The following is a 16628-nucleotide window of genomic DNA, read 5'->3' on the forward strand; positions in this document are numbered from 1 at the left end:
GCATGGCTCAATTACTACACACAGCAGTAAGCAAGATTGCAGCAATGGGGCGACCCGTACTGGCCAGCACCTTGGTCGCCGTACTAGCCGGATGTGCCACGATGCCTGATTGGATGCCTGCAGACGGCCCCAGTCGCCAGCAAGTACAGGAACGACGTGAAGGCCGTATCGAAGGCATCACCCTGGTCAACGTGACAGATGAGTTGACCAAGAAGTTGGCCGCTAAAAAGCGCATGGGTGACTTTGCCGCCCAGTTCCCCAGCACAGGTTCGAACAACTACCTGATTGGCCCCGGCGATGTGCTGGAAGTGTCGGTTTGGGAAGCACCGCCTGCCATGCTGTTTGGCAGCATTTCCCTGGATCCCAAGGCAACGGCAGCAACCACCAATGCCGTCGCTTTCCCCCAGCAAATGGTCACGCCCGACGGCATGATCAGCATGCCTTTCGCTGGCCGTATTGCCGTCAAAGGCCGCAACACCCAACAGATCGAAGAAAGCATTGCCAAGCGTTTGCAAGGCAAGGCCAATAATCCGCAGGTTCTGGTGCGTGTCATTCAGAACAACACCTCGAACGTGACGGTCGTGGGGGAGGTCAATCAAAGCGTCTTGATGCCCTTGACGCCTAAAGGTGAGCGTTTGCTGGATGCCCTGGCCGCAGGCGGTGGCGTCAAGCAAGCAGTCAACCGCATTGCCATTCAGCTCTCGCGAGAGCTGAACACATCCACCATGGCGCTGGATACGATTATTCGTAATCCGAACCAGAACATCATGCTGAAACCGGGTGATGTGATCACGGCGCTGTACCAGAACCAGAGCTTCTCCATTTTGGGTGCCACCGGTAAGAACGAAGAAATTCCATTTGAAGCTCAGGGCATTTCCCTGGTACAGGCCCTGGCCCGTTCGGGTGGCCTTGATACGTCACGAGCTGATGCCCGCGGTGTGTTTGTCTTCCGCTTTGAGGATGCTGCGCTGGTGGACGGTGCGCCTGAATCAACACTGCTGGACAAGAAGGGCGTCGTGCCCGTGGTGTACGAGATCGACCTGCGTGACCCGGCTTCTTTCTTTGTGACGCAGAACTTCCCGGTGCAGGATAAGGACGTGATCTATGTCTCGAACTCGCCAGCGGCGGAGTTCCAGAAGTTCCTGCGTCTAGTGGTGTCGGTGGCTGTGCCTAGTACGACCTTGAACAACATGATGAAGTGATCGTGCACATGTTTAAGAACAACTCCTTCAACAGAGGCCGAGATGAGTAAGCAGGTGCGCAGCCCCATGGCCGTCACTTGGTCGGTTTGGCGGGCGTTAGTTTTGCGAGAGTCCCTGGATCGCTTGTTTGATATGCGGGCTGCCTGGTTCTGGTTGTTGATGGAGCCAGTGCTGCATATCAGTTTCATCACGTTCATCTTCACTGTGATTCGTTTGCGTACAGTCGGTGGCATTGATGTCACTGTCTGGATTGTGGTGGGCATGTTGGCGTTTTTCATGTTTCGCCGTACAGCGATGCAGGTGATGTACGCGGTCGATAGCAATAAGCCTTTATTTGCATACAGACAGGTGCAACCTTTTGATACCTCTATAGCTCGTGGAGTCTTGGAAGCATTTCTAATGACCTTAGTGTCCGCAATTATTTTGACGGGCGCGGCACTGCTCGGGCATGACGTGCGGCCTGACGATCCTTTGCAGGTTGTGGTGACGATGTTCGGGTTATGGCTCTTTGGCGTGGGCTATGGCTTGGTTGCCTCTGTATTGATGGCCTTGGTGCGCGAAACTGAGCACATACTGAAAATCATGATGATGCCTTTGTATTTGATTTCAGGGGTCATCATGCCTATTTCTGCTGTTCCTCAACCTTATCGGGATCTGCTCTTGTTCAATCCTTTAGTGCATGGATTGGAGTTGGTGCGCAAAGGCTTTTCGAATTACTACCACATGGTGCCGGGCATCAGCATGGGGTACCTGTATCTGTGGGGGATAGTCAGTCTGTTTTTAGGCCTGATTTTGTATAGACGCTTTACACAGCAGTTGGTGATGAAATGATTGTCGTCAAGGATGTGTATAAGCGCTACAAAACCGCCCATGGTGTGGGCCGTTGGGTGTTGGAAGGTGTGAATCTGACTATTCCTCCCAAGGTTAATGTGGGGCTTATTGGTTCCAACGGAGCAGGGAAATCAACGTTGTTACGTTTGATTGGAGGGGTTGATCATCCGAATAAGGGAACTATCCAGCGTTTGTGCCGGGTGTCCTGGCCTATGGGCAATGGTGGTTTGGAGGGGACCTTGTCTGGTCGTCAAAACGCCAAGTTTGTTTGCCGAGTTCATGGCCACCAAGAGGATTTGGCAGATCGTTTGGCCTTTATTAAAGATTTTTCCGAGCTGGGTCGAGCTTTTGAGGAGCCTGTTTATACCTACTCCTCTGGCATGCGGTCCCGTCTTCAGTTCGCTTTGTCCTTTGCTTTTAATTTTGATGTTTACATTTCGGATGAAGTAACGGCGGCAGGTGACGCAGCATTCCGAAAAAAAGCCGCGGATGCTTTTAAAACCATGACTGATCGTGCGGGCCTGATCATGGTAGCCCATGACAATAAAACCTTACGACAATTTTGCCAGGCCGGCGTCTGGCTGCATCAAGGACAAGCGCACTGGTTTGACCAGATTGACGATGCGCTTAATGCCTACAAGGATTCGCTTCCAAAATGACAGATACACCTCAAGTCACGACGCAGGATGCTAGCGTTGCATCCAATACAACCGTTTCAAAGAAATCTACCTTTGGAGCTCGTCTCCGCTCGTGGTTTTCATTGCGCTTATTTGATCATGCCGTTAGCGCAATCCTAATTTTGGCGGTTCTGACAACAGCGTATTGGTTGGTGTTTGCATCCAACCGCTATGTATCTGAAGCCAATGTCATTATTCGGAAAACAGACTCGGTAGGCGCACCCTCTTTTGATTTAGGGATGTTGGTATCCGGTGTGGCTACAGTAGATCGCGCGAACCAGCTGTTACTACGTGATTATTTGTTGTCGGTGGACATGCTTAAGAAACTAGATCAGTCCTTGGATTTACGTACGCACTACAGCTCCTCTGATCATGATTTGGTGTCGCGAATGTGGTTTCAAGACGCATCACTAGAGTGGTTTCATCGGCATTATCTGCGTCGGGTAGAAGTGGAGTTTGATGACTTCTCTGGTGTGTTGCGTATCAAGGTTCAGGCTTACAACCCGGAAATGGCCCAGGCTATTACTCAACAGCTGGTTGAGGAAGGCGAGCGGTATATGAATGTGCTCGGCCACGAAATGGCCCAAGTTCAGGTCGACTTCTTGGTCACCCAAGTTGACCAAGCCCAAGAGCGTTTTCAAAAGGCTAGCCAAGATCTGCTGAACTATCAGAATGAGGCTGGCCTACTGTCTCCCCAGGCGACAGCAGAAAGTATTAATGCAATTGTTGCTGCGTTGGAAGGGCAACGAGCCCAGTTACAGACCCAGTTGGCTTCTTTGCCTAAATCTTTGGATCGGGATCATCCGAATATCTTGATGCTCAAGCAGTCACTGAAAGCAGTGGACCAACAGATCAAGCAGGAAAAACTCAAGTTGGCGACGCCTTCAGGCGGAACTCTAAACGCATATGTCGAAGAGTTCTATCGCCTGGACATGAATGTGAAGTTCACACAAGAGCTTTACAAGTCATCTTTGACTGCTTTGGAGAAGGGCAGGATTGACGCCACTCGTATGTTGGAGAAGGTGTCCGTGTTGCAGTCCGCTACTTTGCCTGAATATCCCATGGAACCACGCCGCCTCTACAACACGTTAGTGACGCTGTTAGTGGCCTTGATGCTGGCAGGGATTTTGAAGCTGCTCAAGAGCATTGTGCTGGACCATGTGGATTAAGAATACTTTCAGGGGAAGTAAATAATGGCCGTTTCGCCAGTTCAGGCAGATCAGCCTGGCGATGTGCCTGCTGATAGATATGTGCAGGCACTACAGGACGAAAATCAGTTGCTGTATAGCCAACTGCATCTTGTCCAAGCCGAGTTGGAGCGTTTGTTTTATGAGGGGCAGGCTCAAGCTGTGCCTTCTACGATTATTCACATCGCCCCAGTTCACAACTCTTTGGTGGAGAAGCAGGCAGAAATTCTGCGCTGTGAGGCTTTAATTAAAGCCCAAGATGAAGTTCATATTTTGCAGACGCGTTATGCCTTGGCCAGTCAGCTAGGTGAGATTCTGATTCAAGGGACTCACTCCGTGGGCTCTATGTTGTCCACGCCTACTCGTTTGCTGAAGGCCTGGAAACAGAACCGACGTGAGGTTCCCCCCAAGGTGTTAGGAGGGAAGCAATTTGGCAGAGTGTTGGAGGCATTTAAAGAGGGCGGGGAGGAGGCAGTGGAGGCCCTTCTAGCGCGGGCTTCAGTGTCTACAGCAATTCAGGCCAGTGCTTGGACTGCTGTAGCTCGCGGGCAAATGCAGACCCATGCGACTTTGGCAGCCAAGCTTGCGTATCGAGCTTTTTCCTTGGAGCCACGTGCTTTTAGACAGAAATGGTTAGCTTTCCGTTTACATGAGGCTGGCGAGTTAGCGCAGGCAGAGGCTCTTGTTACTTTGCTCCCGGATGAGGTGAGCTTTAGTGAGTCGGAGGGGCGTCAGCTCACTAGATTGAAGGACGAGGCAAGGCAAGATCGTTTTAATCAAGCTCGCAAGATCCTCGGGCATGCGGATCGTGAAAACAGATTACGTCAGCAATGGCAAGATCTGGCTGCATCGCGTGATCAGCTTGCGATGCAAGGCGTACTTCAATCAAAGCAGTTGATCGCAACACAGCAGATGGTCAACAAACTGCAACAAGAAAAGGCTGCAATGGAATTGTCCGCTCAAGAAGAGCGGCAGGCCTTGATGCGAGCCCAAGATTTGGTTTCATCCCTGCAGAAAGAAGCCGAGGAGCAGAAAACTTTGGCTAAACAGTGGTTTGAGCAATGCACCACGTTGCAGTACGGAGTGGCTGAGTTGACACAGACTCGTAACGAGCAGGCCAGTCAGGCTAAAGAACAGCTTGCTGAGCTAGAGGCCCTGAAGAGGGAGCTGTCTGAGTTAGTTGCAAAACAGAGCGTGCGTGTTGCACCTAGAAGTAAAAAGCGCAGCCAAGATAGAAAGCGGTGAAATTGCTGTGGTTAGAGCATAAAAAAAGCGGTAAAGCACCTAACAGTTTTGCTCTTCTCAGCAACGTGCTGGGTTTGCAGTTGGGGCTCTAAATGTAATTTTGGTCAGACAACGTTTTTATGTTTGATCGTTGATTTCTCTCAGGACAAGAAGAAGGTTTATTGATGAAGATTTTGACCGTATTTGGCACACGACCTGAAGCCATCAAAATGGCACCGGTTGTTAAGGCCTTGGCTACCGACCCTGCATTTGAAGCGCGCGTTTGCGTCACTGGTCAGCACCGCCAGATGCTGGATCAGGTTCTGGATATTTTTTCCATCAAACCTGATTTTGACTTGAACCTGATGAAGCCAGGCCAGGACCTGTATGACATCACCAGCAACGTGCTGTTGGGTATGCGTGATGTGTACAAACAATGGCAACCAGACATGATCCTGGTGCATGGTGATACGACTACCACCATGGCCGCAGCTTTGTCGGCCTATTACGCCAAGATCAAGGTTGGGCACGTAGAGGCTGGCTTGCGTACTCATAATAAGTACTCGCCGTGGCCAGAGGAAATGAACCGCCGCCAAGCAGGCGTACTGGCTGATGTGCACTTTGCTCCAACCGAGCAATCACAATCGCATTTGTTGCGTGAAGGTGTAGATCCCAAGACGGTACACATTACGGGCAATACCGTCATCGATGCGCTGCTGGATGTGGCAGCACGCGTACGTCAGGACTCGGAACTGCGCAGCCGTTTTGAGGCTCAGTTCTCTTTTATCAATCCAGCCAAGCGCTTGGTTTTAGTGACGGGGCATCGTCGCGAAAACTTTGGTTCCGGCTTTGAAAACATCTGCCTGGCCTTGCGCCAGATTGCCTCCCGTGGCGATGTGCAGGTGGTGTATCCAGTGCACTTGAATCCAAATGTTCAGGAACCAGTACGTCGTATCTTATCCGACGTTTCCGATGTTCATTTGATCGAACCACTGGATTATTTGCCCTTTGTTTACCTGATGGATCGTTGTGACCTTTTGGTCACTGACTCCGGGGGCATTCAGGAAGAAGCGCCTTCTTTGGGCAAACCGGTATTGGTGATGCGTGACACGACCGAGCGCCCTGAAGCCGTGGATGCAGGAACTGTGCGTTTGGTGGGAACAGAAACACAAGCCATTGTCAGCGCTGCCACGCAGCTGATGGATGACGCTGCTGAATATGAGCGTATGGCACGGGCGCACAACCCTTATGGGGACGGCAAGGCCGCTACCCGCATTAGTGAAATTTTAAAAACCTTGATCTCTTGATTCGGAAGACCAGCATGTTTGAAACTCTCTCCATGATCGGCTTGGGCTATATTGGCCTGCCTACTGCAACATTATTTGCCTCACGCCGCAAGAAGGTCATTGGCGTTGATGTGAACGCTTACGCGGTCGACACGATCAATCAAGGCCGGATTCATATTGTTGAACCTGAACTGGATATGCTGGTGCAGGCCGCCGTGCACGGTGGCTACTTGCGCGCTACGCTGACCCCGGAACCTGCTGACGCGTTTCTGATCGCCGTCCCGACCCCCTTTCTGGAAGGCAACAAGCCTGACCTGAGCTATATCGCCGACGCCGCTAAAACCATTGCGCCAGTGCTGGCCAAAGGCAATCTGGTTATTCTGGAGTCGACGTCTCCTGTTGGTACGACCGAGCAATTGGCGCAGTGGCTGGCTGAAGCTCGTCCTGATCTGAGCTTTCCTCAGCAAGCAGGCGAGGAGGCTGATATTCAGGTGGCCTACTGCCCAGAGCGTGTTTTGCCCGGTCGCGTAGTGCATGAGCTGGTTAGCAATGACCGTGTTATTGGTGGCATGACTCAAAAAGCTACCGAGATGGCAATTGAGCTGTACCGAATTTTTGTGGAAGGTGCTTTGGTGCCAACCAATGCCCGCACCGCTGAAATGTGCAAACTGACAGAGAACAGCTTCCGTGACGTCAACATCGCGTTTGCCAACGAGCTGTCTCTGATCTGCGATCGCTTGAATATTAATGTGTGGGAACTGATCAGCCTGGCTAACCGTCACCCACGCGTTAATATTTTGCAGCCTGGTGCCGGGGTGGGTGGTCACTGCATCGCCGTGGATCCTTGGTTCATCGTGGACAAGACGCCTGAACAAGCTCGCATTGTGCGCTTGGCTCGTGAGATTAACGACTACAAACCTGAATGGGTTGTAGAGAAAGTTAAAGCCGCTATTGCAGGTGTTTTGTCGTTGCGTCCTGATGCGCGTATGGCTGACATCAAAGTGGCTTGCCTGGGCCTGGCGTTCAAACCCGATATCGATGACTTGCGTGAAAGCCCTGCTGTTGGTGTTTCCAAGAAGATTGCCAGTCTGGGTTGCAAGGTGCAAGCCGTAGAACCCAATATCAGCGAATTGCCAGCCAAGCTACAAGGTACGGGTATTGAGTTGTCTGCTTTGGGTAGCGCTATGGCTGATGCCGATGTTGTCTGCGTTCTAGTTAAGCACCGTCCATTCATTGAGCAAATGACTGAGATTCGAAAGCATACCCAATGTATTGACGTTGTTGGGCTGTTTGATTAATTGTTAGTGGGTTTTTTGTTTTGAGATTAATTAAATCGGCCTTTATGGGCCGATTTAATTTGTGGTATTAATTGAATTGGGGTAATGGATCATCATGAATCCAGCAAATGTTCAAAAAGCCTTAGACGCCTTTTTGCGAGCGGATTATGCCGCCGCTATTAAAATTTATCATGAGCTGGGTGCATTGCTTGGTGAGCAGTACTTTAAAGCAAATATTGAGATTTGTCGTGCTCGTCTGGGTTTGAAAGAGGTTGGGGTTGCCTTAACTGCTATTGCTGATAAAAGTACTGATAGTAGAGATGCAACTGAAAAGAAAAAAAAGAAAGAAAATCCTGGATCGCTAGATTGGCGAGGCCATATGGAGCTGTCAAGGAAAGATCCAGTTTGGTATGTTTTGTCTGCGCAGGAAGGAGCTGAATTACGGATAGAAGTATCAGTTGATTACTTCGAGACAGATGAAAAAAATAGAAAAGCGGTATTTCTATTAAAAGGCTTTGATAAAGATGGTAGTGAGGTAGATGAAAGCTTTGGGAAAATGGCTAAATCCAGTCATTTACAGGCTAGGTTCAAATATCTACCAGCGACATTTGGCAAAAAGCAGCAAGTGCATACCTTTATTGTTCCAGATGGAGTTGTGGAGATACATTTAGGTCTGTGCGGGTTTAATCTTCAAAAAAATGAGAAGGTTTTTGTAGATAGTGTTAGGGTAAAAGAAAAAAAAATAAAATATAAACAAGAGGATTTTATTGCGCCTAGCGCCTTGGCTGCAGAGATTAGTATCTTGGGGTGGCCGGATTATCCCGAAAATGGTAAGCCATATGTAATGGGGGTAATGGATGAGTTTACGGCTGGGTGTTTTGAGCAGGATTTGAATCTTATTCAACCAAGACCGGATAATTGGTATGCTCTTTTGGAGAAATATAAACCAGAGTTGGTTTTTATTGAAAGTGCATGGAAGGGTAATTTTGGGAGTTGGCAATATAGAGTTGCAGAGTATTCCAATAAACCTGGTCAAGAGGTTGCGCAGCTTTGTAAATATGCTCGTGAAAAAGGTATTCCAACCGTATTTTGGAACAAAGAAGATCCTGTGCATCACGATAAATTCATGTGCAGTGCCAAGCTTGTGGATGGAATATTCACTACTGACGCAAATATGAAAGAATCATATTTCCGGAAAACAGGTAACCCCAATATTCATGCGCTCCCATTTGCAGCACAACCTGCGTTGCATCGCCCAGCTCCGTTAACCGGGCGCAAGCAAAAACTGTGCTTTGCGGGAAGTTGGTATGGAAACCGTCATGCAGAGCGGGGCCAGTCGATGCGGTGGCTGTTAGAGACGGCTAATCAATACGATTTAGACATTTATGACCGAAATCATGGGACAGGCGTTTTCCCTTTTCCTGATGAGTTCCAGAAAGGAATTAAAGGAAGCTTGCCCTACAAAGAGCTTTGTGAGGAATACAACCGCTATCGTGTATTTCTGAATGTCAACTCGGTAGTTGATTCGCCCACGATGTTCTCTCGTCGTGTTTTTGAGCTGATGGCTTGCGGTACTCCTATTGTGAGTACTTACGCCAAGGGCATTGAGAATCTGTTTGAGTCCGATGCAGTTTGGTTAGTGCGTAGTCGTGAGGAAGCGCAAGAAGCGATTCATACATTGATGACGGATGATGTTGAGTGGCGTCGACGGAGCTTGGCTGGAATTAGAGAGGTATTTGCTAAACACACCTATGCTCATCGTTTGAACACTATTTTTACTCACTTGAATGTTGCGACGCGTTTACCTACGGACCCATCCGTGATGCTATTTGCAAAAGCCAATAATGCCGACGAAATGGCGGCTTTGGTGGGATTTGCAAAAGATCAGGAGTATCGCCAGTTCCTTCTTGGTATCGAGTGTTCGCCAGGTATCGCACTTAACTTCAGTGATATTGATGAAAATATTAAGATCTTGAAGCCTGGAGAACATGAGCCTTGGCTAAAGCAGCAAGGTTCGGCTTATCCCATCATGGGGTGGATTGGCAGTAAACACGGATACGGCTCCCATTATCTGCGTGACTTAGCTAATGCCAGCCTTTACGAACCTGGGCTGGCCGGATGGGCCAAGGCGAGTGGAGAAGATCGTTTTAGCGCTGGTGGTGACGCCAACTTGTGCTCAGTCTTGTGGCGCGCCTCGGAATTCGCGGCCGCCTATGTGTGTGCGCAGCCGGATGCCAGAGTAGAGCGGGATGATCTGTATTTTGTAGATAGCGATCAGTTTGTATTAGATGGTGCAGCCTCGCAGGCAACGGTTGGAGTGTAAATAATGAGTAAACGCGTATTGGTCTGCGGTAGCCCAGACTTGAACTTTATCGATGGGTCGTCTATCTGGGCTCAGACTATTGCTTTGGCCCTGGCAGCGACATGTCAGGCAGAGGTAGATTTCCTTGCCAAGAGTAAGCCGGAAAGAGAAGAGCTATTTGCACCATTAAGAAACGCTGACCACCTTACTATTGTGGACGGGACAGTACCAAGCTATTGGAATGGAAAAGGTTTTAAGCGATTGTCTTTGCCAATGATGGCGGAATTAGCTGTCAAATTGGACCAGACTAACACCTACGATGTAGTGGTGGTGCGTGGTTTTGATATTGCTGCGACATTGCTGGAGCATCCTGCGGTTCTGAAAAAATGCTGGCTTTATTTAACAGATATACCGCAGCAGTTGGATGAGTACACTGCAGAGTTACGTGAAAAGATGAGTCGTCTGGCAATGGGTTGCCAGCGCCTTTTGTGTCAAACACAAGGTTTTGTAAGGCTGTGGCAAGAGCTTGTTCCAAATGTTGGCCTTGATAAGTTCAGCCTGTATACGCCCGTTATTCCTGACTTGCCAGTTAACTTGGTTCCATTGAACCAGAGGTCGATGAGAGCGGTCTACGCAGGTAAGTTTAAAGCTGATTGGATGACACTTGAGATGGCGGAGCAGTGGCCTGAGATTCATCAGCAAGTCCCTGGTAGTGAGTTGATCATGATTGGAGACAAAATCCATCATGAGGCAGGTTGGCCAGAATATAAGGCTCGCATGCAGCAAGCGTTAGAGAGTACTGCTGGTTTGCAATGGCTAGGAGCTCAGTCTCGTGAGTCGGTGCAGGCCCAATTGCAGTCCGCCAGAGTGGGGCTCTCGTGGCGTGCGGAGAGTATGAACGATACAGTCGAGTACTCAACTAAGATTCTTGAATATGGTGGCGCGGGTTGCGCGGCAATTTTGAACCGGAATACTTTGCATGAGCACCTATTAGGTGTGGATTATCCCTTGTTTGCTAATAGTGCAGAGGAGTTTTCGCGTCAGTTACGTAGAGCATTCCAAGAGCCGGCTGTTGCGGAAGCCGCTGCTAATGCTTTGACTAAGTTAGCTCGTCGTCACACTTTTTCGCAAAGGGTGAAGGAGATTCAAACTTGGCTACAAGGAGCGCCTGAGATAAAAGCTGTTAATGGTAAGCTGCGTGTGCTGGTGGCTGGACACGATTTGAAGTTCTTTGCTTTGTTGCAAGATGCGCTGGAGTCAACGGGTCAGTTTGAATTCTTGGTGGATACTTGGGCGGGCCACGATAAGCATGATGAGCGAAGGAGTTTTGAGCTTTTAGAACAAGCTGACATTATCTTTTGTGAGTGGTGCCTAGGTAATTTGAAATGGTACTCAAATAATAAAAAGCCACATCAGCGTCTAGTAGCCAGGTTTCATGCTCAAGAACGAACGCTTCCGTATGTGGCAGAATCAAATTGGGATAATATTGATCATATTAGTTACGTAAGTGAATTTATACGGAAAGAGGGGCAAAGTGTATTTGGTTTTCCCGATGAAAAAACATCGGTTATTCCAAATTTATTGGATAAGAATAAATTTACTCCATTGAGAAAGACTGGGGATGCGCTCTTTACATTAGGGATGATTGGGGTTTCTCCTTCGTTGAAAAGACTGGATCGTGCAATTGATTTGCTTGAGGCTTTATTGAAAGAGGATAGTAGATATTGCCTTAGGGTTAAAGGCAGAAATCCCTTGGAATATGATTGGCTTCTAAAGCGTGATGAAGAGCTTCAGTATTATAAGAAAATTTACTCTCGAATTAATAGTAATCCCCAACTTCAATATAAATTGATTTTTGATCCGCCAGGTGATGATGTTAACGATTGGCTTAGCTTGGTTGGGTATATCATATCTGCTTCTGATTTTGAGTCATTTCATATGGCTATCGGAGAAGCGATGTTGACGGGCTCAATGCCAATTATTTGGAACTGGGAGGGGGCGGCAGAAATATGGGGAAGGGAATTTATTGTTGATAGCGTGGATGAGGCTAAAAATCGAGTTTTAAGCTCTAATGAGTACTCGGCGTTAGAGTTAATAGAGAAATTAGAAAAATATAGTTCTGTAAACGTCTCGCGTAGTTGGGGGCAGTTGTTAGGGTAGAGAGAAATGAGCTTTGTAAGGGATGTGGAGTTATTCGAGGAGCAGGGGTTTTCTCCTATTCAAAGGCCTGATTTGGATTTTTATAAAATGGAGATACCATTCGATTGGGGGGTTAATCCATATAAAGATTCCAATTGGTGTTTTCAGCTGCATACCTTAAGGTATTTGATGGTTTATTTGTCTGCGTATAGGGAAAGTCGAGACAGTAAATACCTTTTGAAATTAATTGATTGGTTTCAAGATTGGTGGGGTTGGGCAAAGAAAAATAATTCAGAATTTCTATGGCATGACATGGCTACAGGGATTAGATCGGAAAAGTTATTTCAGCTAGCTAAAGAGTTGAGTGATCAGGGTATGCGGCTTCCGGATTGGATGCGCGAGATGATACTGCAGCATGTAAAGACCTTGAGGGGGCCCGGTTTTATTAGACTTAACCATAATCATGGCCTTTATGCCATTCATGGGCTGAGATGTTTAGCAGAAACTCTTGGCCCTGGAATGAAGGCTAATGTTGTTTCTTTATGCTATGAAAATTTCGGGAAAATAATAAAAAATCAATTTGATGGTAATTATGTGCATAAAGAGCATTCTCCGCATTATCATCACTTGGTTCTTGATTCCCTAAAAAGATATAAAAAAACAAAGCTGTATGACGGCATGCCTGAGCTTGATCAGTATATAGATGGAGCGGAGTGTGTGGCTGTGAACCTCTGTTTACCTGATGGCCGAGAAATTCCCTTCGGAGATACTGATTATGAAAATCCAAGAGAGTTAAAAGAATGTATTGACTCCGAAGTTAGTTTATGGAGTAAGTCGGGCTATGTGATAGTTAAAGAAGGGTTGAGTTATTTATGTGTGATTAATAATTTTAATAGTGGTATACATAAGCATTGGGATAATCTTTCTTTGGTTTATGGGGTAAATGGTACTGACATACTGGTGGACCCCGGAAAGTATAAATATACGAGTGACGATTTACGGGAATTTGTGGTGTCCTCGGTTGCACACAACACTATAAATATAGAAGGGTTGTCTTGGGGGGCAAAAGAGTTGGTGAGGAGGTCTTTGTTTATCAGTGGTCAAAAAATAGAGACTGGAGTGGTTGTGGAAGGAGGGATGGCTATAAGATGTAATAACGATATTATAAGTTTTGAAAGGCAGATTGAGTACAAAAAAAATCAGTTGATAATAAAGGATAAAGTGTTGGGTAAGAATGAGGGTAGGGCTTACTCTAGATTTAATTTTCATAAGGATTTTTGCATTCAGTCTCAGACTGATGAGAAAATTGTTTTAAGTAAAGGTGATTTTTTTGTGGAAGTACTTTTGGATGGAGGTGATTTACTCTTAAAAGAGCCAAAATATGCTTTGGATTGGGTTCCTGTTTCCTATAAATACGGTAGCTGTGAGCAATCGATTTCTTTGAAGGTTTATAATCCCGGGTTATTAGAGACCAAATTTAATGTTTTGTTGTGATTTTTGGGTGGCGTATGAGGTCTGGGTTCGATTCATGTATAACTGTTGGTACTAGAGAAATAAAATATAATTTTAAAAAGGCAAAAGTTAAAAATAAACCAATATTATTTGTTTTGCATGGTCATGGCCATCACGATAAACCTGCTTCTTTTCGTAGTGATGATTGGAATATTGTTTGTCCGCTGGATTGTTATGGTGTGGAAGGTAAGGGTACTTGGTACTTAGGAGAGTTAGGTGATTTCTTCTGGATCTCTGCTATGAGGTTAATAATAGATGAGGTGCGGAAAGAGTGTGGCGACGGTCGACTGTATTTCTGGGGGTCATCGATGGGAGGATACGGCGCCTTATTGCATGGCTATTTAAATAATGCGGCTGCCGTTTATGCAAATATCCCACAAACGTTCCTTCTAGGGAGTCGGTATTCTGATGGCGGGGCCTCCAGGTATTTTGATGGAATTCTTGATCGTGGTAGTTTGTATAATGATTTGAAAAATATTTTTTTAGAATCGACTGAAACATTATTTTTTCTATGTTTTAATCAGCTTGAGCGGGATAAATATTTTTCTGAGCAAGGTTTAAGTTTTATATCTCATCTCGAATCTATTAACCAGAAAATGTATGTCGAGGTTCGTCCGTTATCGACGCATGGAGTGAATCATAAAATCTGGGAAACAGTAGAGCTTTTTAAGAGTTATGATTCAACTATAGATCCCGACTCATGGCTGTTAAAGGTCGATGCTCACAGAGAGGGGAGCACCGTGGTAGCGCGTAGTGTTATCAATGAAAAACATTTTGAAAATGGAGTTGATTACGCATTCTATTTGATGGTCAATGGGGTAAGAGTTGATGTTCGTTGGTATACGGATGATCCATGTGCAACTTTAATAGTTCCTGATGATTTAAGCTGTGAATCAATTAGGGTGCAAGGTTACGTACGTGATAAAAATGATGAGAAGAGAAAATTTCTAGAGATAGCAAGAATAAAACTTTAAAAAAAATTGACATCAACCTGAAGTGAGTCTTCTGATTGAGAAAGTAGTTATGGGAATAATGGGTTGCTTGTTTGAGTAGAAATAACTATGCGATATTAACCGTTGACACAGAGGCCTTGCCGAGGCGGGCGAAGGATAGTCACGTTCAACGTTTAGTATGGGGGCGGCACGAGACTGGTACTGCAGGCGTTATGGAAATTTCAGCTCTCGGTCTTGAGTGTGGTGTAAGACATGTTTTTTTTTCGGATTTCTGTGGCTGCTATTCATCTTTGCAGCAGATGCGGGACGTCGTGGGCTGGCTAGATGCTAATGGCCAAGATGTGCAGCTTCATACTCATCCGGAGACGTTGCCTAGATCATTTTGGAAAGATCATGACTTATTACCTTCTCCGCGCTATATGGATGAGTATGACAATCAGGCTCGGGCAGGCTTCGTGCTGCGCTATTTCAGCAAATTAATTACCGACATCACTGGTAAACCAATTCTTGCCCACCGCGCAGGCTCATTCCGCTGGAATGCCTTAACGATTCGGGCATTGCAAGAACTCAATATTCCCTTGTCATTCAACCAATCTATGCGAGCCTTGGAAAGTGGTCGAGGCGTACATGGTGAGCCTGACTGTCTTCCTTACACCTGGTCCAACGGCGTAATCGAAGTCCCTGTCACTGAGCGCTGGGTCCCCGGAGTGCCCGGCTTCCGTCCGGATCGTTGGGTCAGCCTGACTTACCCCGAGTCTCCATACTTCAAATTCGGCTCGCGCCCTATTCCTGCTTGGAAACATCCTTTTGCACCTAAGCCAGCACCAGTCACGGTGGTGCTCTTACACTCATGGTCTTTGCTTGAGCGCGATGAAGCAGGACACGCGGTATATCGAGATGATCGATTGCTGGAGGGTTACCGCAAATTTCTGCGCCGCCTTGTCAAGGATTGTGAGGTCATCACGACCGCAGAATTCTTGGAGCTACATGCGCAGGGTAAAATAGACATTTCACGAACAGTTAATTTAGAGCAGGTAGAAGCACAGGTATGAGGGATCGCTACGCAATGATTACGGTGGATACGGAGGCGCTGCCCAAGCGCGCGTCTGCGGACCACGTCAATCGTCTGATCTGGGGGCGATTTCCGAAGGGCACAGCTGGTGTTGCCGAGATGTGCAAGATCGGTGATGAGTTCGGTGCCAAGCATGTCTTTTTTACAGACTTGTGTGGGGCCTATTCCTACCTGGACGAGCTGAAGGACGTCGTACGATGGCTGGATGAGCAGGGCCAGGATGTGCAGCTGCATACGCATCCTGAGTATTTGCCTGACAGCTTCTGGGAAGAGCATGGCCTGTCCAACCGTCCGCAGTACATGAACCAGTACACGGACCGGGCTCGGGCCGAGTTTGTTTTTCGGCACTTTGCAGATTTGTTGACTGAGCAGACGGGGAAACCGGTTCTGGCGCATCGTGCAGGTTCCTTTCGCTGGAATGCCGATACGATCCGGGCATTGAAAGAGGTGGGAATTCCACTATCTTTTAATAATTCGATATGTGCTGTGCACAATGGCCAATGCGTATACAGCGAGGCCACCAATGACCCTTATGTTTGGTCCAATGGCGTCATTGAGGTTCCCACGACCGAGAAGCGGATTCTGGGTAAGTTAGGTAAGCCAGATTGGTGGGTTCGCCTGACTTACCCAGAGTCCCGCTATTTCCGGTTCCGGCCATGGTGGGGAAATTTGTTGCTAAATGCTGTTAGCGGTAGCCCGTCTTTTGCCGTGTTCTTGTTGCACTCTTGGTCTCTTTTGTATTGGGACGAGAACGGTTTGGGCGAGTACCGGGACGATCGTCGCCTGGAAGGGTATCGCAAGATGTTGTCGCGCCTGACCAAGGATTACGATGTGATAACGACAGCAGAGTTTTTGGATTTACATGCTCGAGGCAAGATATCCACGCCGCAGTCCGTGGATTTATCGTTAGCGCAGTACACGCCTCCACCGAAAAAAAACAAGAAGGCGAAGGCAAAGGCTTAAGGC

General features: G+C 47.4%; 13 protein-coding genes. All 13 read left to right on the forward strand.

From position 1 onward, the window contains the following. Nucleotides 1-2 precede the first annotated feature (2 nt). The 13 genes from ACU6HM_RS15785 to ACU6HM_RS15845 all read left to right on the forward strand — a co-directional run bounded on the left by ACU6HM_RS15785 (nucleotide 3) and on the right by ACU6HM_RS15845 (nucleotide 16625). On the forward strand, nucleotides 3-1202 hold the full coding sequence (locus ACU6HM_RS15785) for a polysaccharide biosynthesis/export family protein (protein ID WP_240688315.1): 1200 nt from the start codon (nucleotides 3-5) through the stop codon (nucleotides 1200-1202). A 42-nt stretch (nucleotides 1203-1244) separates the two neighbouring features. Further along, complete coding sequence (locus ACU6HM_RS15790; RefSeq protein ID WP_446764042.1) at nucleotides 1245-2033, forward strand: ABC transporter permease; 789 nt, start codon at nucleotides 1245-1247, stop codon at nucleotides 2031-2033. Next, nucleotides 2030-2692 (forward strand): ABC transporter ATP-binding protein, encoded by a 663-nt coding sequence (locus tag ACU6HM_RS15795; protein ID WP_446764043.1) that lies wholly within the window; start codon nucleotides 2030-2032, stop codon nucleotides 2690-2692. Before ACU6HM_RS15790 ends, ACU6HM_RS15795 begins: the two co-directional genes overlap by 4 nt. After that, on the forward strand, nucleotides 2689-3879 hold the full coding sequence (locus tag ACU6HM_RS15800; RefSeq protein ID WP_446764044.1) for a chain-length determining protein: 1191 nt from the start codon (nucleotides 2689-2691) through the stop codon (nucleotides 3877-3879). The genes ACU6HM_RS15795 and ACU6HM_RS15800 overlap by 4 nt, the downstream gene beginning before the upstream one ends. Nucleotides 3880-3903: 24 nt before the next feature. Next, nucleotides 3904-5142 carry a hypothetical protein gene (locus ACU6HM_RS15805; protein WP_446764045.1) on the forward strand — a complete coding sequence of 413 codons (1239 nt, stop codon included), beginning with the start codon at nucleotides 3904-3906 and terminating at the stop codon, nucleotides 5140-5142. A 164-nt stretch (nucleotides 5143-5306) separates the two neighbouring features. Further along, nucleotides 5307-6428: a non-hydrolyzing UDP-N-acetylglucosamine 2-epimerase gene (gene wecB, locus ACU6HM_RS15810; RefSeq protein ID WP_446764046.1), complete on the forward strand. Its 1122-nt coding sequence runs from the start codon at nucleotides 5307-5309 to the stop codon at nucleotides 6426-6428. A gap of 14 nt (nucleotides 6429-6442) precedes the next feature. After that, the gene (wecC, locus tag ACU6HM_RS15815) at nucleotides 6443-7705 is read left to right on the forward strand and encodes a UDP-N-acetyl-D-mannosamine dehydrogenase (RefSeq protein WP_446764047.1); all 1263 of its coding nucleotides are present in this window, start codon (nucleotides 6443-6445) and stop codon (nucleotides 7703-7705) included. A 94-nt stretch (nucleotides 7706-7799) separates the two neighbouring features. Further along, complete coding sequence (locus ACU6HM_RS15820) at nucleotides 7800-10007, forward strand: CgeB family protein (RefSeq protein ID WP_446764048.1); 2208 nt, start codon at nucleotides 7800-7802, stop codon at nucleotides 10005-10007. 3 nt (nucleotides 10008-10010) lie between these two features. Next, the gene (locus ACU6HM_RS15825) at nucleotides 10011-12146 is read left to right on the forward strand and encodes a glycosyltransferase family protein (RefSeq protein ID WP_446764049.1); all 2136 of its coding nucleotides are present in this window, start codon (nucleotides 10011-10013) and stop codon (nucleotides 12144-12146) included. A gap of 6 nt (nucleotides 12147-12152) precedes the next feature. After that, nucleotides 12153-13619 (forward strand): heparinase II/III domain-containing protein, encoded by a 1467-nt coding sequence (locus tag ACU6HM_RS15830; RefSeq protein ID WP_446764050.1) that lies wholly within the window; start codon nucleotides 12153-12155, stop codon nucleotides 13617-13619. A gap of 14 nt (nucleotides 13620-13633) precedes the next feature. Beyond that, nucleotides 13634-14611 carry a hypothetical protein gene (locus ACU6HM_RS15835; protein ID WP_446764051.1) on the forward strand — a complete coding sequence of 326 codons (978 nt, stop codon included), beginning with the start codon at nucleotides 13634-13636 and terminating at the stop codon, nucleotides 14609-14611. A 191-nt stretch (nucleotides 14612-14802) separates the two neighbouring features. Beyond that, nucleotides 14803-15642, forward strand: coding sequence for a polysaccharide deacetylase (locus ACU6HM_RS15840; protein WP_446764052.1), 840 nt, complete (start codon nucleotides 14803-14805; stop codon nucleotides 15640-15642). Next, on the forward strand, nucleotides 15639-16625 hold the full coding sequence (locus tag ACU6HM_RS15845; RefSeq protein ID WP_446764053.1) for a polysaccharide deacetylase: 987 nt from the start codon (nucleotides 15639-15641) through the stop codon (nucleotides 16623-16625). The genes ACU6HM_RS15840 and ACU6HM_RS15845 overlap by 4 nt, the downstream gene beginning before the upstream one ends. The last annotated feature ends 3 nt before the right edge of the window (nucleotides 16626-16628 follow it).

It is taken from the genome of Alcaligenes sp. RM2, from assembly GCF_052931795.1.